We start from the raw sequence: 19,913 nt of genomic DNA on the forward strand, positions 1-19,913 counted from the left end.
CGTTATATATAAAAATAAACTGTTATGAGAACGCCTGCCAAAATTGTCTGTTTGTTTGTATTCCTGTTCATCGCGACTGTATTCTGTACTGCTTTTCAAAAGGGAAGGCCAGCAGCAAAATCTGTCTTTCCTTATAAACAGGCAGGGTTAAACATACGGCAGGCTGCGGCACATCTTTTAAGCCGATTTACCTATGGGGCTACACCCGGTCAAATTGATGAGGTAGTAACCATGGGACTTGAAAACTGGTTTAACAAACAACTGGAAGGAAATTTGCCGGATGAGGGGCTGCAGGGCAGGTTAAGAAGTTATGATGCCATTCAACTTAGCAATACAGAGGTGCTGAGCAAATATCCGCCGGGCTTTGTAGTATTGCAAATGGCACTGAAAGACAGTGTGATCAGTAAAGATTCTGTGGGAAAGGCCGTAGACAAAAAAGCTTACAACGAGCAGATACAGGCTTATATGGCCAGTAAAGGGCTTAAGTCCGATCAGGAGCTGTATAAGCAGTTTATATCACAGCACATATTAAGGGCTGCCTATACCAATAACCAGTTGCAGGAAGTGATGTCGGATTTTTGGTTTAACCATTTTAATGTCTCATTTACCAAAGGGGAGTGTGCGCAGTTTATACCTGCTTATGAAAGGGACGTCATCAGACCAAATGCGCTGGGAAAATTTGATCAGTTGCTGATCGCTTCTGCCAAATCTCCGGCTATGCTGTATTTTCTCGACAATTTTACCAGTCAGGGTGCAGCAGTTCCTGCCAGTCAGCCTGCTATGGGTATGATGATGGCATCCGAAAGCCCGCAAAAGACAAAACCGGTAAATATGGCAGCTGTGCCGCCTAAAAACGTGCCTGGGCTGAATGAAAACTATGCCCGGGAAGTAATGGAACTGCATACTCTTGGTGTTGATGGAGGTTATACCCAGTCGGATGTTACACAGGCCGCCCGCGTTCTGACAGGCTGGACCATTTATCCGATCAGCAGTTCAGGTTATGGCAGTGCGATGAAAGGCCTGGTCGCTAAAATCGGGGAAAATAACCTGGCTGCGGAAGGCTTTGTACATGAGGGTGACTTTTTGTTTACACCTAACCGGCATGATAAGGGAGAGAAGGTGGTATTGGGAAAACGTTTTGAGGCAAATGGTGGCTATGAAGAGGGGGTAGCACTTTTAGAGATGCTGGCCCATCATCCGGCCGCTGCTAATTTTATTTCCAGGAAACTGGCTGTACGTTTTGTAAGTGACAATCCTCCGGCCAGCATGATCAGGAAAATGGCCAAGACATTTACCTCGGCAGATGGGGACATCAGGCAGGTGTTGCGTACCATGGTAAATTCGCCTGAATTCTGGGATGCCAAAGCATTGAGGCAGAAAACCAAATCGCCTTTTGAACTAGCTATAAGTAGTGTACGGGCCGTAAATGCCGACATTCAGCAGCCTTATCAGTTGTTTACCTGGATTTCAAGAATGGGGCAGCGGATTTATTATTATCAGGCCCCTACCGGTTTCCCCGACAAGGGGCAATACTGGATCAATACGGGTTCCTTACTGAGCCGGATGAACTTTGGCCTGGCACTCAGCTCAGGACGCATTCCGGGGGTGGTGGTAAACCTTGCTGCGCTGAACCCGCAAAAGGGTACTGAAACTGCAGGAAAGGCATTGGTCAGTTATAGTAAAGTAATGATACCTGAGCGAAACCTGGATATGGCTTATCAACAGCTGATCCCCTTGTTGCAGGTGCCCGTGCCAGCGGCTAAGATGAATAATGAAGCTGGTAAAACAACCGCTGTCTCCCAGCCTGTGTCTAATAAGTTTTCCGGCATGGATGCCGTATCAGGAGCAGAAGAGCTAAATGAGAAGAAGAAAGAAGTTGTTCCGGTAGTGAATAACAACATGTTGGCCCAGGTGGTGGGTATTATCATTGGTTCTCCGGAATTTCAAAGGAGATAAGCTATAATAAAGAATGATAAAGGCGCTTAATAAAAGCGCCTTTTTTATTTAAGCTTCACTTAACAGTTCGGCAGATGCCTTGTCGAAGAAAAATCTGCAATCAGGGTGCAGCTGTAAGATGCTTGAAGGGTATTGATTGCTGACAGGCTGTTCCAGGCTATCTTTTACCGCCTGTGCTTTTCTGCTGTCGGGTACAGAGCATATAATGTGTTTTGATTTTAAGATCTGTTGGACAGACATGCTAATGGCCTGTGTAGGTACTTCCTCAATGGTTTTAAACCAGCCTTCACCAAACTGTTGTCTGCGGCACTGCTCATCTAAATTAACGACCAGGTAAGGTCTTTTGGTCTCAAAATCGGCCGGTGGATCATTAAAGGCCAGGTGGCCGTTTTCGCCGATACCTACCAGGGCAACGTCTATTGGGTTTTGGGTAATGATCTCACCCAGTCGCTGGCATTCTGCTTCCGGATCGGTTTCTCCGTTAACCAGGTATGCTGCTTTTAAAGGGGATACTTTTTCGAGAAAACGTTCTTTCAGGTATTTTCTGAAGCTGGCTGGTGCCGATTCTGATAATCCTATGTATTCATCCAGGTGAAACATAGTCACTTTGCTCCAGTCGATCTCTTCGCTGATCAGTTGATTTAAAGTTTCAAACTGGCTTGCCCCTGTGGCAAGAATGATGTTTGCTTTACCATTTTTTGCAATGGTTTCCCTGATCAGCGCTGCGGCAGCTTTTCCTGCAGCTTTTCCCAGCTCAACAGGGTTGTTTGTTACACTTGTTTCCATTTTTATTGTCATCCGTATTTTTTCAGTGGTTGTATGCTTTTTTAAATTACACCTGTTGTTCCTCCTTTAGAAAGGGAAATGTCTACCGGCAAATTTTTCTTCCAGGACCCGCCGGTAAAATCAGGCACATCGATAGAATTGGAACGGTTGTTTACAGACCATTCACTAAGTGGAAGAATAGAACTCCATAAGGCTGCATCGTAAACATCCTGATCAAGCGGCAGGCCGTTGCGCAGGCAATCTATCGTCCGCCAATCCATTAAAAAGTCCATTCCCCCATGTCCACCAACCGCTTTGGCCATTTCACCGATCTTCCGAACCAGGTTTGGCGTATACTTTTCTTCCAGTGCTTTCATTTCAGCATCTGTAAGCCAGCCTTCATGACTGTTAGAAATCCGGCCCGGCAGGGGGTATTTTTGTGCCGTACCTTTTGTTCCGCTTATCAGGTGCAGGCGGGAGTATGGCCTTGGCGAAGTCACATCGTGCTGCACCATAATGGTACGCCCAAGATGTGTTTTAATTGTGGTGGTACTCATGTTTCCCCTATAGGCTTTACCTACATAAGGTTTGTAAAAAGGATCCTTAGCCGCCAGTTCTGTAGCCATTTCGTTCATCATAAAGTCATTGCTCGAAACAGATACCAGAAACTTCATCTGGTCGCCACGATTAATGTTCATGACCTGACAGATTGGACCCAGACCATGGGTAGGATAAAGATTTCCCTTGTGTTTAATGTTTTCTTTCAACCTCCACATCTCGTAGTATTTGGACTTCGAAAAGTTCCCTTCCAGCAGGTCGTGGATGTAAGCACCTTCACCATGGATGATATCGCCAAAATAACCTTGTCTTGCCATGTTTAAGGTCAGCATTTCAAAAAAATCGTAGCAGCAGTTTTCCAGCATCATACAATGTTTCTTTGTACGTTCTGAGGTGTGTACCAGTTGCCAGCATTCTTCAAGTGAAGTAGCTGCAGGCACTTCAGTACATACGTGTTTACCATGGTTCATGGCATATACAGCTATCGGGGTATGTAAATCCCAGGGTGTGGCAATATAAACCAGGTCAATGTCATCACGTTCGCACAGTTTTTTCCAGTCTTCTTCCTTTTTGGTATAAACTACAGGCTTATGTATGGTGTTTTTTAAGTTCTGAAAAGAGGTATCCGTTCTTTCCGGGCGGATATCACATAGGGCATTGATGCTTGTGCCGGCAATCCTTGCCATTCGTTTTACAGCTGCGGTACCCCTGTTGCCCAGGCCTATAAAACCAATGCGCACCGTATCCAGTTTTGGGGCCGCGTAGCCACTCATGTTAAATTCCTGTTTGTGCAGCTTTGTGGCCAGTTTTAGGGTCTGGTCTGAAGTTGGCAGTTCCCGGCCGGTATATGCAGATAAAATACCCGAACCTGCCAGTCCCAGACCTGCCATACCACCGAGCTTTAAAAAATCTCTTCTGTTGTTCTTCATTAACTGTATGATTAAAATGATGGTTGAGTTTTGATTCAAAGCTATTAAATGACTTTTAAGAATCTGACCATATCAGGGAATAAAACAGCGAGAACGTTATCGGTAACGTTGCCATTCATTTATCTGTACTATAGCCTTTTATTGTGTATTGATATCATTAGTTTCGTTTTTCAAAAAAATTATAAATAACCTATTCCAAGATGAACCAACAAGTCAGTTCTGTAGCTGTAAGTTCGCTAAGTAAGCGTGATACCCTGATCTCGATCCTGATTATAGGATTGCTGTTTTTTATATTCGGTTTTGTTTCATGGGTAAATGCCATTCTGATCCCTTATTTTAAAATAGCCTGTGAGCTAAGTAACTTCGAGTCTTATCTGGTTGCTTTTGCCTTTTACATTTCTTATTTCGTAATGTCGGTACCCTCTTCCTTTTTGCTAAAATCTGTAGGTTTTAAAAAGGGGATGATGATCGGTTTCTGGACAATGGCCCTGGGCGCTTTCATATTTGTTCCGGCTGCACTTGGCCGTACTTATGAGGTTTTTTTACTGGGCCTTTTTTCTCTGGGGGCGGGTCTGGCCATCCTTCAGACTGCGGCCAATCCTTACATTACAGTTTTAGGACCAAAGGAAAGGGCTGCCCAGCGCATCAGTATTATGGGGATCTGTAACAAAGGGGCTGGTATACTGGCACCCCTATTATTTGCAGCAGTAATTTTAAAAGCTACAGACGGAACACTGTTTAAACAATTGCCGCTGATGAATGCAGCAGAGAAAAGTGTGGCACTGGATGAGCTGATCAGGAGGGTAATTGTTCCTTACACCTGTGTAGGTATTGTATTGGTTGGCCTGGGGCTGATGGTGCGGTATTCGCCATTGCCGGAAATTGATACCGAACAGGAGAGTGAGGCGGTGGCGGCGGCAAATTCAGGAAAGACCAGCATCTTTCAGTTCCCGCACCTGATACTCGGTGCTATTGCCATTTTCCTGCATGTGGGTACGCAGGTAATTGCCATTGACACCATCATCGGGTATGCCGGTTCTATGAACATCCAGTTGCTCGAAGCAAAGGTATTTCCTTCTTATACATTATTTGCAACCATATGTGGATATACCATAGGTATTCTTATTATCCCAAAACTGATCAGTCAGGTAAACGTACTGCGCATCTGCACCATACTGGGGGGGCTATTTACCTTACTGATCATTTTCGGGCATGGACCGGTACGCATTCTTGGGCATACGGCCGATATATCTATTTGGTTTGTAGTGTTGCTGGGACTTGCCAATTCGCTGGTATGGGCAGGTATCTGGCCTCTGGCCCTTGATGGGCTGGGCCGGTATACGAAACTTGGGGCCTCTATTATGATCATGGGACTTTGCGGCAATGCAATTATGCCACTTTTTTATGGTTACTTTGCTGATCTTTATGATCTTAGGACGGCCTATTGGGTATTGTTCCCATGTTATCTATATTTAATGTTTTATGCGTTTAAGGGACACCAGCTCCGCAGCTGGGGGTTGAAGTAAAAAAGAGCAGGATATGAAAAAGGAAGAACTTTCGAGAAGACAGTTTTTAAGCAAAAATGCGATTGCGCTATCAGGGATCGCCTTAAGTTATGCTGGTTTGCCTTTATGGGCACAGGCAAAGGCTAAAAATGAAGTGATCAGGGTTGGACTGATCGGCACGGGGTCAAGGGGCACAGGTTTAATAAAGCTGATACAAGGTATTCCCGAGATGCAGGTTGTTGCCTGCTGTGACCCCATTGCCGAACATCTTGCAAATGGTATCAAACAGGCTGCAAGAGGGGCCAAAGCTTATACCGACTACCGTACGTTACTGGAAGATAAAAATATTGACGCCGTAATTATCGCAACACCACTTTATTTGCACTATCCGATGGCTGTAGCTGCTTTGTCTGCAGGAAAACACATCTACCTGGAGAAATCCATGACTTATGACATAAGCCAGGCCATAGAGCTGGAAAAAAAAGTGAACCAATCTAAACTTGTATTCCAGGTAGGTTATCAGTACCGTTACTATGGCCTGTACCATAAAGTAAAAGAAGTTATGACCCAGAACTGGCTGGGTAACATCACACATTTTGAATGTCAGTACAACAGGAATTCCAACTGGAGATTTCCGGTGAGCGACCCTAAAATGGAACGGGCCATCAACTGGCGAATGTATAAAGCATATTGCGGGGGACCATTATCAGAACTCTGCGCCCATGCCATAGATGCAGTACATTACCTTACAGACAGCCATCCTTTAAAGGTGACGGCCATGGGCAGTGTGAACTACTGGAAGGATGGCAGGGATACCTACGACAACATCAGGGCCATTTATCAATACCCTAAAGACATTAAAGTGAGTGTTACTTCTGTACTTTCCAATGCCTATAATGGCTACGGCATCCGCATTTTAGGTGACAAGGCCACATTGGAAATACAACGCGATAAGGCTTTTATTTATCCGGAGGTGCTGAGCAATAAACGGGGCACGGTTGATGGAGTAACCGGGGCAACTATTGCTGTAACTACGCAGGGCAAGGGCAATGAACTGGTTTTTGAAAAACCAGGAGAAAAATCCTTAGAGCCAACGGTGTATGCATTGAAAGATTTCGTAAATTGTATTTTAACAAAAAGCAAACCTGCATCCAATGCGACTACAGCGAAGGATTCGTCCATAGCGATTCACATGGGCAATACAGCGGCCGAAACGGAAACGATGCAAATTTGGAAACCTGAATATTCTAGCTAGTTAATTTATGGACCATAAAAGGTTAAAAATATATAACGGAAAACTGATCACACCCTATAAAACAATTCAGCAGGGAGTCCTGCTGATTGAAGATGGAAAGATTGTGGGGCTGCAGGAAGGCAATGCAGATTTTCCCGACGCCCATGAAATTAATGCCAGGGGAAATTATATTGCACCTGGTTTTATAGACCTGCACATCCATGGTGGTGGCGGGCATGATTTTATGGACAATACAGTGGAAGCTTTTTTAGGCATTGCTGAAACACATGCCCGCTATGGAACTACGGCAATGTGCCCTACAACACTGACCAGCGAAAAGCAAGATCTGCTGGAAACCTTAAGGATATATGAAGAGGCTGCTCAATTAAATGATAAAGGGGCACAATTTATAGGGATGCACCTGGAAGGCCCTTATTTTGCGCTGAGCCAGCGAGGGGCACAGGATCCACGTTATATACGTGATCCAGATCCGGCCGAGTATAAGGAAATACTGGCCGCTACCCGGGTGATTAAAAGGTGGAGCGCTGCACCTGAATTAAAAGGGGCTATTGAATTTGGCAAGTATTTAAAGACTAAGGGAGTACTTGCTGCGGTTGCTCATACGGATGCCATTTATGAAGAGGTGCTGGAAGCTTTTGAAAATGGCTATACGCTGGCTACGCATTTCTATTCCGGTATGTCTGGCGTTACCCGACGGGAATGTTTCCGTTATGCAGGGGTAATTGAAAGTGGTTACCTGATTGATGAAATGGATGTAGAGATCATTGCTGACGGCATTCATTTGCCTGCACCCTTGCTAAAGCTGATCTATAAAATAAAGGGAGCATCCCGTACGGCACTGATTACAGATGCAATGCGTGGAGCTGGAATGCCGGCAGGCGAAAGTACCCTGGGCAGTTTAAAAAACGGATTGCCGGTGATTATAGAGGATGGGGTAGCCAAGCTGCCCGACAGAAGCTCTTTTGCCGGTAGTGTAGCTACTGCCGACAGGCTGGTCAGGAATATGATCAATATGGCAAACGTTTCTATAGAAGAGGCGGTGAGGATGATCACTAAAACCCCGGCCAGGATTATGGGGATTGAAGATATAAAAGGCTCACTTACTCCTGGGAAAGATGCGGATGTGGTGATATTTGATCAGCAAATCAATATTCAGTATACCATTGTAGGCGGGCGGGTGATTTACAGCCGTTAATGTTTAGCTTTTCTCATACTGGATTCCCTCACAATCAGCTTGCCTGGCAAAACAATTTCTTCGCCATGAAAGTATTTGGGTTTGGTGATGTGTTTGATCAGCAGCTCGCAGCTTAATTTGCCAATTTCGAAAGCTGGCTCTGCAATGGTTGACAGCGCAGGAGAAATGATGGTAGACATGGGGTCATTGGTAAAACCAATTACCCCAAACTCTTCTCCAACTTTTATGCCTTTGTTTTTAAGTGCAATCATGGCACCAATCGCTTTTCTATCATTTACCGCGAAAAGGGCATCGGGCTGTTGTTTCAGCTGCAGCAATTGATAGGTATCCTGTTCACCATATTCCTGTGAAAAGCCGGAGTAGACAATCCAATCTTCATTTATCCTTAAATGGTGCTTGGTCAATGCATCTATATATCCTTTTAGCCGTGCTTCTGTAAAACTCATGCCTTTTGGGCCGGCAATATGCGCTATTTTTGTATATCCGTTCAGGATCAGGTGTTCTACTGCCTCAAAAGCACCATTGTAATCGTCCTGCATTACTTTTGAGGTGTCAATTTCGTTGGCTACCCTGTCAAAAAACACGACTGGTACTCCTTCATCTATGATTTCCTGAAAATGGTTACAGGAGTCGGAATCGGAAGAAATAGAAACCAGCAAGCCATCCAGACTGGAAACAGAAAGATTTTCCATAATAGCCAGTTCCCGCTCCGGTGAATCATTGGTTACGAACAGCGTGATGTTATATCCATTGTTATAAGCCACCTCCTGGATGCCGGTGATAACGGTAGAAAAATAATAATTGGTAATAAAAGGTAAAATTACGCCTAGGTTGTGCGTGCTGCCTTTGGCCAGCCCGGTTGCATTAAAATTGGGTTTGTAGTTCAACTCTGCAGCCAGTGCCAGTACTTTTTCCTTGGTCTCCTGGTTTACATCATAAGTATCTCTTAAGGCCCTGGACACTGTAGAAACAGAGATGTTTAAAATTTTTGCAATATCCTTTATTGTTACATAATGACGGGCCATACTGATGATACGGGAATTAAGGTTTGGTTACAGTTGTTTATACCCGAAGTTAATAAAAAAAAGGAAAAGCGTTAAGTAATTGTTAGGGGCTGACTATATGATGAGCAGGTATTGGCTAAGCCTTTCTTAAGCCTGGGGGTATAGCAAGGGTTAACCAACCCTTGCTCAATGGTTATTCAAGGCATACTCAACATTGAGTGGATAACCAATCAAATCCTAGTGATGGTATGGATATAGAATTAGAATAAAATACTAATTGTAAAATACGGCTTTGAAAGCGTTTCTGCAATCTTTGCCAATTTCAAGGGGCAGACCCTCTTTCAGGTAGAGTTGAATTTCTCCTTCAGAATTATAAAAATAACGGTAATAATTATTGAGTTTATCAGGCCCGTCCGAAAATGCACTTATCCGGCTATTGAACCATCTCGAATATTTGCTGTCGATTTCCTGCATCTTTTCTTCAAAAGCCAGTTTCTTTTTATCGGTATTTCCGATTTGCGTTGTAGGTGTATTTTCGCTCATGTTGTGAATAAGGCACAAGGTAGTGTTTAATTACCAGAGTGTTGGGTTTTTTCTTGAATCTTCCATCTGAAGTAAACGGGCTTTGTTATCAAGTCCGCCAGCAAAGCCGGTTAACTTACCCGATGCACCTATTACACGGTGGCAGGGTGCAATAATGGAAATCGGGTTTTTACCATTGGCAGCACCTACGGCGCGCACTGCTTTTATGTCACCCAGCTCCCTGGCGATTTCACCATAAGTACGGGTTTCCCCGAAAGGGATGTTCAATAAGGCTTCCCATACTTTCTTTTGGAATGGCGTGCCTGAAAAATCCAGCTTAACTGTAAATACGGTTCTCTTTTTTTCAAAATATTCGTTCAGTTGTTTTTCTGCTTCCTGTAATATCAGGTTGTTGCTGCTTGCTGTACTGTCGCCAATTGGCACCCTTTTAGGATCATCGTTTTCCCAAAGTACTGCTGCAAGGCCTTGGTCACTTGCAACCAGTTTTAATTCTCCTACAGGTGACTTTATGATTTTATGGTAATATTTCATGGGCTTCTTTTCTTTCATAAAGATAAGTATAATTCATAAAACAGCCGGTAAAACCCGTCTTGCTGATTTACCATTTCGTCGGGTGAAATTGCCTTTCTGCCTATTCATCATTTCAGGGCTTATTGGGCCGGTCTATTTTTGACCCATCAATTAATTAAAATATAAAACTAAATATCCCTATCATGAAAATTTTAAAAACAACTACAACTGCAATTGCACTGTTAATCGGTATCTCATCTGGCTTCGCCCAGTCGGACGTGATGAAAGATCCGGTAAGCTATACTTTAAAAAATGGAATGACCATTATTGTTGCTGAAAACCAGGCCACACCTAAAGTATATGCCAATCTGAGCTTTGAAGCTGCAAAAGTATATGTAGCTGAAAAGGCTGCAGTACAGGAAGTGACTACCACTTTATTAAACCAGCAACTGACTGCATTAGATGCAGGTTTAAGCTACAGCGATAAGGGCCTTAACCTGGCTACAACAAGTGCCGGCCTTGAAGCTGCACTGCAAACAATGTATGCTTATATCAACGCACCTGGGTTTACAGAAGCAGCTTTAGCCAAAGCAAAAGCTGAGTTACTTGCCCACCTTACTGCACAGGACAGGTATTTTCCTGAAACGGTAAATGCAGCGAGTCTGAACAAACTGAGCCTTGCCGATGTAAATGCTTATTACAATGAGATCAATAAACCGGCCCTGACTTTTCTGACCATTGTGGGAAATATTAACCCTGCTGCTGCTAAAAACTATACTAAAACGGTAATGAATCAAGTGAAACCGGCTGCCGACCTCAGCAAAAACTATTTGGTCTCAATTAATTAATTTCAGCAACAAACCAAACAAAATAATATAGGGTGTCTGAGGCTTAGGCCGAGGACACTTTTTTTATGTCGCTTTTTTACTCTTCATGCAGGTGACAGGTTGTACCTGGATATGTTTTTTTTGCTTTATCTTTATAACCCGCAATGAGAAGGTACTTAACCAGAGAGCTATTAACCAAATGGATGGTATTTATGCTATTCCTGTTGCTTGGCAATACCGCATTTGCCCAGCTCTCATTTGACCATTTATCTGTTGGCAATGGCTTGTCCCAAAGTACGGTTTTGTCTATTTGCAAAGACAGCAGGGGCTATATGTGGTTTGGAACACGCGATTGCCTGAACAGGTATGATGGTAAAGGTGTGAAGATCTACAGAACAGATCCTGATGATCCGTCCACCATAAGTGCGGAAGATTATATTTATGCGCTGCTGGAAGACCGGCAAAAAAACCTATGGATTGGTACCCAGAATGGGCTTAACCGTTATATCCCCGAAAAGGATGCTTTTGAAAGGATTGCATACGAACCTAAAAACCCAAACAGCATCAGTGATAAAATTGTTCTTTCTATACTGGCAGATAGCAGAGGACAGGTATGGTTTGGGACCAATAACGGGTTAAGTATGCTGGAGAATCCGGCCTCAAGAAAATTTAAAAAGTTTCATCAGAAGGATGGCATAGCGGGAAATTCGGTATATACTGTATTTGAGGACAGTAAAAGAAATATATGGGTAGGCACTACGGAAGGGCTGACGATGATGACACTAAAAAACGGGCGTTATACATTTACTTCCTTTCGTCATGACCCCGCAGATCCGAACAGCATTAGTGGCAGTTCAGTAAAAGCCATTGCAGAAGATAAACAGGGCAGAATCTGGATAGGATCGGAAACCGAGGGGCTCAACCTTTATGTGCCGGTATCGGGTTCCTTTGTCCATTTTAAATATAACCCTCTTATTGCTGATGGTTTAAGTAACAACATCATCCGCAAAATTATGGTGGCCAAAAATGGCAGTCTATGGGTAGCCACAATGAATGGTCTGAATATATTAGATCCGCAAACATTCCGTTTTACGGCATATAAGCATGATTCCGATAGCCGGAAAAGCCTGAGTGACAATTCCATCAAAGAGATCTATGAAGATGAACAGGGCTCGGTATGGGTAGGTACCATGTTTGGAGGGGTTAATGTTACCCATCACAATACCATTCCTTTTACGGTATACAAATATAACAAGTACCGGAACAGTATCAGCAGCGACATCATCAGTGTGATTGAAGCGGATGCACAGGGAAACCTTTGGATTGGTACCGAAGGGCAGGGACTGAATTATCTAGACCTTAAAACAGGGCTGTTTAAAAAATATATAAATGACCCCGGAGATCCTGGTAGCTTAAGTAACAATACGATTAAGGCTATTTTTAAGGATAGCAAAGGCAGGGTATGGATCGGACTATATCAGGGTGGACTGGAACTTTTTATGCCGGCAAGCGGTAAGTTTAAACACTATCCGCATGATCCGCGCTATGCCAACTCTCTGAGTTTTGGTTACGTGAGCAGCATTGCTGAAGATGAACATGGCCGTTTGCTGGTGGGCACTTCTTCAAAAGGCCTGAATATTTTTGATCCTGAGCAGGGAGTACTTAGCCTGCTCAGCGATTTACCAACCAAAGGATTAAAACTCAGCAGCAGTTATATCAGATTTGCTTATCAGGATAGTAAAAAGAATGTATGGGTAGGTACACCAAGAGGACTGAATCTTTTAACACCCGGAGCTGCTCAGTTCAAGGTTTTTTTCAGGGGTAGTCATACGGATAGCCTGAAGTCTAATCAGATCAGTTGTATCAGGGAAGATCACCGGGGGAATATCTGGATTGGTTCGTTACGTGGCGGCCTAAGTTTATACCATCCTGAAAGCCGTTCTTTTACTACCTATTCCAGGGCGAATGGTATGGCGAGCGATAACATTATTGACATTTTGGAAGACAATGAGCGTAACCTCTGGATCAGTACAGACAGGGGGCTGACCAAGTTTGATGTGCGCAGAAAAACTTTTAAGAACTACAATACGGGGGATGGCTTACCTACTAATGAATTTAATATCAATTCGGCCTATAAGGATAAGTCAGGCAAGTTATATTTTGGTAGTTATAACGGACTGGTGACTTTTACACCACGTGACATCAAAGAAAATACAGCTTTGCCTAAAACCGTATTCTCAGGTCTGCGGCTGTTTAACAAGCCAGTAGCCATTAACGGACCGGATAAACTTTTGAAAGAAGATATCAGTTTTACTAAACAGATTACATTTTCTGCCGATCAAAACATTTTTACCATCGATTTTCTGGCACTTAATTATATCCAGCCACAGCGTAATAAGTATGCCTATAAACTGGAAGGTTTTGAAAAAGACTGGAACTACGTCAACATTCCGTCTGCAACCTATACCAACCTGCCTTCAGGAAAGTATAAACTGCTGGTAAAAGGGAGCAATAACGATGGTTTATGGAACAATACGCCAACCGCTATGGAAATCCGTATTCTGCCACCCCTGTGGCAAACCTGGTGGGCCTATTTGCTTTACTTTATTGTGGGCAGTGCCTTGCTGTACTTTGTACTGCGTTTTACCCGGCGGCAGCAAAAGCTGGAATCGGAATTGTATTATGAGCACCTGAACAACGAACGGCAGCAGGAGCTTTACCAGATGAAGCTTGATTTCTTTACCAGGATCTCGCATGAGATCCGAACACCACTGACACTCATTTTTGCACCATTGGAGAAACTGATTCAGCTGACTAAAGAAAACGATACCGTTAATCAGCAGTTATTGGGTATTAAAAGAAATACTGACCGGTTGTTACGGCTGATCAGTGAGCTGCTCGACTTTAGAAAGATAGAAAGTGGCAATGCCAGTATGCAGGTCTCAGAAAATGATCTGGTGGCTTTTTGCCGTAACATTTATAATGCCTATCAGAGTCTCGCAGAGGTTAAAAATATCACTTATAGTTTTTATAGTCCCGAAGAGCGGATCCCGGCATATTATGATATCAGTCAGCTGGAGAAGGTCTTTTTTAACATCCTGTCGAATGCTTTTAAATATACACCCGATGGCGGAAAGATCAGCTTTAACCTAACAAAAGAAAATGACCGGGTAAAAGTGGAGATTACTGATACGGGCATCGGCATCCCTGTGGATGCACAGGCAAAGATATTTACTAACTTTTATCAGGTAAAATCGGGTACTACTGCTGCTGAAGGCTGGGGTATAGGCCTGGCCCTGGTAAAAAACATAGTGGACCTGCATAAAGGAGAGCTTACTGTTTTCAGTGAACCTGCAGCAGAAGGTAAACCAGGAAAAACCAGTTTAACCGTAACATTGTCTTTAGGAAAGGCTCATTTTAAGGCTGAAGAGCTGACTGATACACCCCTGCTGATAAAAACTGTAACAGATGTTCCTGTAACAGAAGGTCCGGTACCGATGGAAGAAGGCGGGCTGGAGGTACTTGCGGAGAAAAAATATACCGTCCAGGTGGTAGAAGATAATGACGAACTCAGGGGTTTTATTGTACAGTCGCTTCAAAATACTTATCATATACTGGAAAGTATCAATGGCTTACAAGGTTGGGAAACTGCAATTGAAAATGTACCTGATATTATCGTAAGCGATGTGACCATGCCTGAATTAAACGGACTGGAACTTTGTTTAAAATTAAAACAGGAAGAAAAGACCAATCACATTCCGGTGATCATGCTGACGGCCATGGCCTCACATCTGCACCAGGTAGATGGGCTGGAGGCAGGAGCAGATGTATACATTACCAAGCCTTTCAGCATACAGGTGCTGGAACTGAGCATCAGGAATCTGTTGCAGGGTAGGGAAGGGCTGAAACAAAAATACATGAAGCAGATCATGCTGAGCCCCAGAAAGCTGGAAATTGAATCTCCGGATGAGAAGTTTTTGAATAAACTCATGCAACTGGTGGAGGATAAGATGGAAGATCCGGATTTTAACGTAGGTAGTCTGGTTGAAGATATTGGAATGAGCCAGACCGTGCTGTATAAAAAGATCAAAGCGCTTACCGGTTTGTCCATTACTGATTTTATCAAATCACAGCGTTTAAAAAGGGCAGCTCAGTTACTGTCAGACCATCAGCTGAACATTGCTGAAGTGGCCTATTCTGTAGGATTTAACGATAGAAAGTATTTTAGTAAAGAATTCCGCAAGCAATTTGGCGTTGCTCCTTCAGATTATCACGGAAAAACAGATTAGTACCCCCTTTTGAACCGATCTGTCGCCCGCCGCCCAAGCAGATTAATTCAATATTTGGATCTTGTATGAACACAATTTTCAGAGAAAGACCAGATATGAACCGCCTGTTGTTTGTTTTTTTATTGATTTGCAGCATCACTGTAAATGGTTATGCGCAAATGCAGACCGATATTTGCGAAAATATACTGCCCAAAAACTGGCAGGTTGTGAATGGGAAATTATCGCTTAGCGACCAGCATTTTAAGCTGGGCAAACAAGCTGTAAAATGGTCCTGGACAGCAGGACAAAAAAGCCGGTTGCACATTAGTGATAAAGCTTTTGAAGCGGTTGCCGGCAACCCGAGAAGTACTTTTGTAGTTTGGATATACAATGAAACACCAATAAATGACAAGTTGTTGTTTCAGTTTGGCAATGGAGTTAAAACCGCCTCTGGTTTTGAATTTAAGCTGAACTTTAAAGGTTGGCGTACGGCATGGGTAATGTATCACAGGGATATGCAGGGTAAGCCTGTTGAAGGAATGAATGCCATGCAGGTCATAGCGCCTGCTTCCGTAAAAAACGGGACCGTTTTTTTAGATCAGCTGATGTATGATGTAACCATCAACCCCCGCTCCCCCATGCGTGATGAACAATTGCCGTTTATTAATCCCGATGCCGATAAAGCGGCCAATGCGCATTGGAACGCACTGTATAATTTTAGCCATAGTCCTCATTATTTAACACTTGCAGAAGGAGTAACCAGGCAGGAACTGCTCGACCTGGAGCTGATCAGCAGTCGGTACATAGACATGATCATGCCTGTAAAAGGTACTTTGGTAAAAAACATGCTTGAAGAGATAGAAAAAGGTTTTGCCTACTGGAACATTCGCCGCGAAGGCAGCAGAATAAGTGGCAGGCCGGTCTATTCCATGAACGATACGGAACTGGTATCTTTATCACCTGCAGAAAATGTAAAGGAAGCCAACCGCTTATCTGGCATCAAGCGGTATACACAATTGATGTTGCAGGTAGCACAGGCTTTTCATGCCGGTACTGATGCGAAAGAAAAGCTGCGGCTGGAAAATATTTTTATGGATATGCTGGACCATCTTGAAGATCAGGGATGGGCCTATGGCAGTGGGATGGGGGCTTTACATCACCATGGTTACAATCTGGAAGGCTATTATCCGTCGTGTTTGCTAATGAAAGACGTAATTAAAAGACAAGGTAAACTGGAACGTACTTTTCAGAGCATGAGTTGGTTTAGTGGTTTGGGCCGTACTTTACAACGGCCATTGCCATCGTCCAATATAGATGTATTTAATACACTGCTGGGCAGTATGCTTTCCAGCATTTTAATTATGGACAACTCGCCCGAAAAACTGCGTTATCTGCATAGTTTTTCCAATTGGTTGTCGGAAAATGTTAAGCCAGATCATACCATAGAAGGGGCCTTTAAACCTGATGGGGCTGTGTTTCATCATGGAAACCTGTACCCAGCCTACGGAATTGGTGGTTATACAGGCATTTCGCCAGTCGTTTTTGCACTAAGCGGTACAAGCTTCCGGATGGACCAAGAGGCCCATGAAAGTTTAAGGAATAGTTTGCTGATGATGCATTATTATACCCATCCATTTAAATGGCCGGTTAGTGTGGCAGGGCGGCATCCTACGGGCAGCTGGCGCATTGCCGATCTGCCTTATGCCTATATGGCCATGGCAGGTACACCCGACGGAAAAAACAAAACCGATAGCCTGATGGCGGCAATTTATTTAAAGCTGAATGAAGGCAAAAAAAACAGGTGGATTGCTGCTTTTAAAGCAGCTAAGATTAAACCGGCTGGCTACAGCAGCGGGCACTGGAACCTGAATTATGGCCTTTTCGACATTCACAGGAGGAAGGACTGGTTGCTGACCATCAGGGGGCATAACCGCTATCTGATCAGCAATGAATCCTACCCTGGGGCAAATGTATTTGGAAGGTATGTAGCCTATGGACAGCTGGAGGTGCTCTTTCCGGAAACCAAAACGGATGATGGCAGCAATTTTCGGGATGAAGGCTGGGACTGGAACAACATCCCCGGTACTACTACCCTGCATGTGCCCATCGCAAAGCTGAGGGCAAACATCATCAATGCGGATGATTTTAGTGGCATTGAAGAAATGCTGATCACTGATGAGCGCTTTGCCGGAGGAACCACATTTAAAAAACAAGGTATGTTTGCCATGAAACTGCATGGACATGATAAATATGATATGGGAAGTTTCAGGGCTACAAAATCCTGGTTTATGTTTGATAGCCTGGTGGTATGCCTGGGCTCGGATATTCGCAATACTATCCCTGATTATCCTACACAAACTACCCTTTTTCAAAACTATTTGAAAAAAAACAGTGATACGGTCGTGGTTAATGAGCGGGTAGTAACTGCATTTCCCTATAAAGAAGAAGGACAAAAAGGGAAAGCCTTAAGTGTGATAGATAACCGGGGTATTGGTTATTATCTTCCAGATGCTACAACGGTTTTACTTACAAAAGCAAAACAATTGTCGAGAGACCAGAAAGATACACGTGAAACTACTGGTAATTTTGCTAAATTAATACTTGAACATGGAAATGCACCTGTAAATGCAGGCTACGAATACGCCATGCTGGTTAAAACAGATAAGCAGGAAATGGAAAAAATGGTCTCGTTGATGCAAAGCAAACAACCTTTGTATAAAGTGCTGCGGAAAGACAGTATTGCCCATACCGTATGGTATGCGCCGGAACAACTTACCGCAATGGCTGTTTTTAACAGCAACAAACAGTTGAATGATTCCCTGCTGATCGGCAACAACAGGCCCTGTCTGCTCATGTACCATAAGGAGGGCAGTAGTTTGTCTTTGTCGGTCACCGATCCTGACCTTGCTTTTTATGAAGGGCCAGATGATAGTCCGATTAGTCCATCCGGCAAAAGAGAAGAAGTAAGTATTTATTCGCGCAGCTGGTACAGATCACCCTCAAAGCCTTCGGTAGTAAAGCTGCTGATCAAGGGCAGATGGACTGCAGATCCAGCTAACAAAGCATTAAAAGCAATACCTCAGGCTGGCGGAAACACCCTTGTCAGTATAAATTGTAAAGATGGCCTGGTGTCATCTGTCCAACTAATTAAAAGTAATAATAAGGAGAATGTAAAATGAAAGGAATAAAAACGATAAGTACTTTGTTGCTGGCCCTTTGGACAGGCATTAGTGCTGCACAGGTAAAAACTGCGGCCAAGCCCAACGTGATTGTCATTGTTAGCGATGATGCCGGATATGTAGATTTTGGTTGTTATGGTGGTAAACAGATCCCCACACCCAATATTGATGCCATTGCCAAACAGGGTACGCGGTTTACTGATGCATATGTTTCGGCTTCAGTATGTGCCCCCTCAAGGGCCGGAATTTTAACCGGACGTTACCAGCAGCGCTTTGGCTTTGAGCACAATACATCAAATGTTTTGGCCCCGGGGTATAAAATAACTGATGTAGGAATGGATCCTTCGGAACAGACCATTGGAAATGAAATGCAGGCAAATGGGTATAAAACCATTGCAATTGGTAAATGGCACCAGGGTGATGAACCTAAACATTTTCCGCTAAACAGGGGCTTTAACGAATTTTATGGTTTTACAGGGGGGCACCGTGATTTTTTTGCCTATAAAGGCAAAAGAACCAATGAACATGCTTTGTACAACAATAAAGAGATCGTTCCGGAAAATGAAATTACCTATCTGACGGATATGTTTACCGATAAGGCTACGTCTTTTATTACAGCAAATAAAGACAAGCCCTTTTTTATGTACCTTTCTTACAATGCAGTACACACGCCGATGAATGCGAAAAAAGACCTGATGGAGCGTTATGCAAGTATAGCCGATACCGGGCGCAGGGCCTATGCAGCCATGATGACCTCATTGGATGATGGAATTGGTAAGGTAATGGCCACACTTAAGGCAAATCAGCTGGATAAAAATACACTGATCATTTTTATCAACGACAATGGTGGCGCTACAGTAAACTCTTCTGATAACGGGCCGTTAAGGGGTATGAAAGGGTCAAAATGGGAAGGTGGCATCCGTGTGGCCATGATGATGAAATGGCCTGGACATATTGCTGCAAATAAAACAGATAGCCGTCCGGTAAGCTCATTAGATATCCTGCCTACGGCCATTGGTGCCGGAAAAGGTAAACAAAAGGGTACAAAAAAGCTGGATGGGGTAAACTTACTTCCTTATTTAAGTGCGGGTAATAAAAAGACACCCCACGAGGCGCTATATTGGCGAAGAGGCGTAGCCGCAGCCATGAGAGAAGGGAACTGGAAGCTGATCCGGGTTAAGGAAAGCCCCACCGTACAGAATGTATTGTTGTTTGACCTGAGTAAGGACCTTTCAGAGACTAAAAACCTGTCGGAAAAATATCCTGCCAAAGTAAAAGAGCTGCTTGTCAAACTTGCTGAATGGGAAAAAGGACTGGACCAGCCGCACTGGTATAGTTCTTACGGCGACCAGAACCAGATCATGAAGCACCGTATGGAAACTACAGGCCGCGAGATGGAGAGAATGTACCCTTAAACCA

The 19,913-nt window shown here is 43.7% G+C and carries 13 protein-coding genes; 8 read left to right on the forward strand and 5 right to left on the reverse strand.

Features of this window, described 5'->3' with window-relative positions; all coding sequences use genetic code 11:
* The first annotated feature begins 24 nt into the window (after nt 1-24).
* The gene (locus PHEP_RS03870; RefSeq protein ID WP_012780941.1) at nt 25-1,956 is read left to right on the forward strand and encodes a DUF1800 domain-containing protein; all 1,932 of its coding nucleotides are present in this window, start codon (nt 25-27) and stop codon (nt 1,954-1,956) included.
* 48 nt (nt 1,957-2,004) lie between these two features.
* Here the strand turns inward: PHEP_RS03870 and PHEP_RS03875 are convergent, their stop codons facing one another.
* Together PHEP_RS03875 and PHEP_RS03880 are read right to left on the reverse strand one after the other, a co-directional pair.
* Complete coding sequence (locus PHEP_RS03875) at nt 2,005-2,742, reverse strand: glucosamine-6-phosphate deaminase (RefSeq protein WP_036675500.1); 738 nt, start codon at nt 2,740-2,742, stop codon at nt 2,005-2,007.
* Between the two features lie 41 nt (nt 2,743-2,783).
* On the reverse strand, nt 2,784-4,208 hold the full coding sequence (locus PHEP_RS03880; RefSeq protein ID WP_012780943.1) for a Gfo/Idh/MocA family protein: 1,425 nt from the start codon (nt 4,206-4,208) through the stop codon (nt 2,784-2,786).
* 200 nt (nt 4,209-4,408) lie between these two features.
* On the opposite strand from PHEP_RS03880, the gene PHEP_RS03885 reads away from it, so the two are divergent.
* The 3 genes from PHEP_RS03885 to nagA are packed head-to-tail and all read left to right on the forward strand — an operon-like array spanning nt 4,409 to nt 8,163.
* On the forward strand, nt 4,409-5,734 hold the full coding sequence (locus PHEP_RS03885; RefSeq protein ID WP_012780944.1) for a sugar MFS transporter: 1,326 nt from the start codon (nt 4,409-4,411) through the stop codon (nt 5,732-5,734).
* A 13-nt stretch (nt 5,735-5,747) separates the two neighbouring features.
* Nucleotides 5,748-6,968 (forward strand): Gfo/Idh/MocA family protein, encoded by a 1,221-nt coding sequence (locus tag PHEP_RS03890; protein WP_012780945.1) that lies wholly within the window; start codon nt 5,748-5,750, stop codon nt 6,966-6,968.
* 7 nt (nt 6,969-6,975) lie between these two features.
* Nucleotides 6,976-8,163, forward strand: a complete 1,188-nt coding sequence (nagA, locus tag PHEP_RS03895; RefSeq protein ID WP_012780946.1) for an N-acetylglucosamine-6-phosphate deacetylase — start codon at nt 6,976-6,978, stop codon at nt 8,161-8,163.
* Here nagA and PHEP_RS03900 read toward each other — a convergent pair.
* The 3 genes from PHEP_RS03900 to PHEP_RS03910 all read right to left on the reverse strand — a co-directional run bounded on the left by PHEP_RS03900 (nt 8,160) and on the right by PHEP_RS03910 (nt 10,259).
* Complete coding sequence (locus PHEP_RS03900; RefSeq protein ID WP_012780947.1) at nt 8,160-9,188, reverse strand: LacI family DNA-binding transcriptional regulator; 1,029 nt, start codon at nt 9,186-9,188, stop codon at nt 8,160-8,162. The two genes, nagA and PHEP_RS03900, sit on opposite strands and share 4 nt — an antisense overlap.
* A gap of 252 nt (nt 9,189-9,440) precedes the next feature.
* Nucleotides 9,441-9,710, reverse strand: coding sequence for a hypothetical protein (locus tag PHEP_RS03905; protein ID WP_012780948.1), 270 nt, complete (start codon nt 9,708-9,710; stop codon nt 9,441-9,443).
* Between the two features lie 30 nt (nt 9,711-9,740).
* Nucleotides 9,741-10,259: a methylated-DNA--[protein]-cysteine S-methyltransferase gene (locus tag PHEP_RS03910; RefSeq protein ID WP_012780949.1), complete on the reverse strand. Its 519-nt coding sequence runs from the start codon at nt 10,257-10,259 to the stop codon at nt 9,741-9,743.
* Between the two features lie 164 nt (nt 10,260-10,423).
* Here PHEP_RS03910 and PHEP_RS03915 point away from each other — a divergent pair, with 164 nt between their 5' ends.
* The 4 genes from PHEP_RS03915 (at nt 10,424) to PHEP_RS03930 (ending at nt 19,909) form a co-directional block, all read left to right on the forward strand.
* Nucleotides 10,424-11,068, forward strand: a complete 645-nt coding sequence (locus tag PHEP_RS03915; protein WP_012780950.1) for a peptidase M16 family protein — start codon at nt 10,424-10,426, stop codon at nt 11,066-11,068.
* A 143-nt stretch (nt 11,069-11,211) separates the two neighbouring features.
* Complete coding sequence (locus tag PHEP_RS03920) at nt 11,212-15,336, forward strand: hybrid sensor histidine kinase/response regulator transcription factor (RefSeq protein ID WP_012780951.1); 4,125 nt, start codon at nt 11,212-11,214, stop codon at nt 15,334-15,336.
* Between the two features lie 65 nt (nt 15,337-15,401).
* Entirely contained in the window at nt 15,402-18,494 is a 3,093-nt protein-coding gene (locus PHEP_RS03925; RefSeq protein WP_012780952.1) for a chondroitinase family polysaccharide lyase, read from the forward strand.
* Entirely contained in the window at nt 18,491-19,909 is a 1,419-nt protein-coding gene (locus PHEP_RS03930; RefSeq protein WP_012780953.1) for a sulfatase, read from the forward strand. Before PHEP_RS03925 ends, PHEP_RS03930 begins: the two co-directional genes overlap by 4 nt.
* Nucleotides 19,910-19,913: the final 4 nt, after the last annotated feature.

Origin of the sequence: Pedobacter heparinus DSM 2366 (assembly GCF_000023825.1) — a bacterium.
GTDB lineage: Bacteria > Bacteroidota > Bacteroidia > Sphingobacteriales > Sphingobacteriaceae > Pedobacter > Pedobacter heparinus.

Excerpts from the sequence above, each read along its gene's own strand:
- PHEP_RS03930 (WP_012780953.1), top strand. The coding sequence starts at position 18,491 with ATGAAAGGAATAAAAACGATAAGTACTTTGTTGCTGGCCCTTTGGACA.
- PHEP_RS03915 (WP_012780950.1), top strand. The coding sequence starts at position 10,424 with ATGAAAATTTTAAAAACAACTACAACTGCAATTGCACTGTTAATCGGT.
- PHEP_RS03890 (WP_012780945.1), top strand. The coding sequence starts at position 5,748 with ATGAAAAAGGAAGAACTTTCGAGAAGACAGTTTTTAAGCAAAAATGCG.
- PHEP_RS03900 (WP_012780947.1), bottom strand. The coding sequence starts at position 9,188 with ATGGCCCGTCATTATGTAACAATAAAGGATATTGCAAAAATTTTAAAC.
- PHEP_RS03925 (WP_012780952.1), top strand. The coding sequence starts at position 15,402 with ATGAACACAATTTTCAGAGAAAGACCAGATATGAACCGCCTGTTGTTT.
- PHEP_RS03905 (WP_012780948.1), bottom strand. The coding sequence starts at position 9,710 with ATGAGCGAAAATACACCTACAACGCAAATCGGAAATACCGATAAAAAG.
- PHEP_RS03910 (WP_012780949.1), bottom strand. The coding sequence starts at position 10,259 with ATGAAAGAAAAGAAGCCCATGAAATATTACCATAAAATCATAAAGTCA.
- PHEP_RS03875 (WP_036675500.1), bottom strand. The coding sequence starts at position 2,742 with ATGGAAACAAGTGTAACAAACAACCCTGTTGAGCTGGGAAAAGCTGCA.
- PHEP_RS03920 (WP_012780951.1), top strand. The coding sequence starts at position 11,212 with ATGAGAAGGTACTTAACCAGAGAGCTATTAACCAAATGGATGGTATTT.
- PHEP_RS03870 (WP_012780941.1), top strand. The coding sequence starts at position 25 with ATGAGAACGCCTGCCAAAATTGTCTGTTTGTTTGTATTCCTGTTCATC.
- PHEP_RS03880 (WP_012780943.1), bottom strand. The coding sequence starts at position 4,208 with ATGAAGAACAACAGAAGAGATTTTTTAAAGCTCGGTGGTATGGCAGGT.
- nagA (WP_012780946.1), top strand. The coding sequence starts at position 6,976 with ATGGACCATAAAAGGTTAAAAATATATAACGGAAAACTGATCACACCC.
- PHEP_RS03885 (WP_012780944.1), top strand. The coding sequence starts at position 4,409 with ATGAACCAACAAGTCAGTTCTGTAGCTGTAAGTTCGCTAAGTAAGCGT.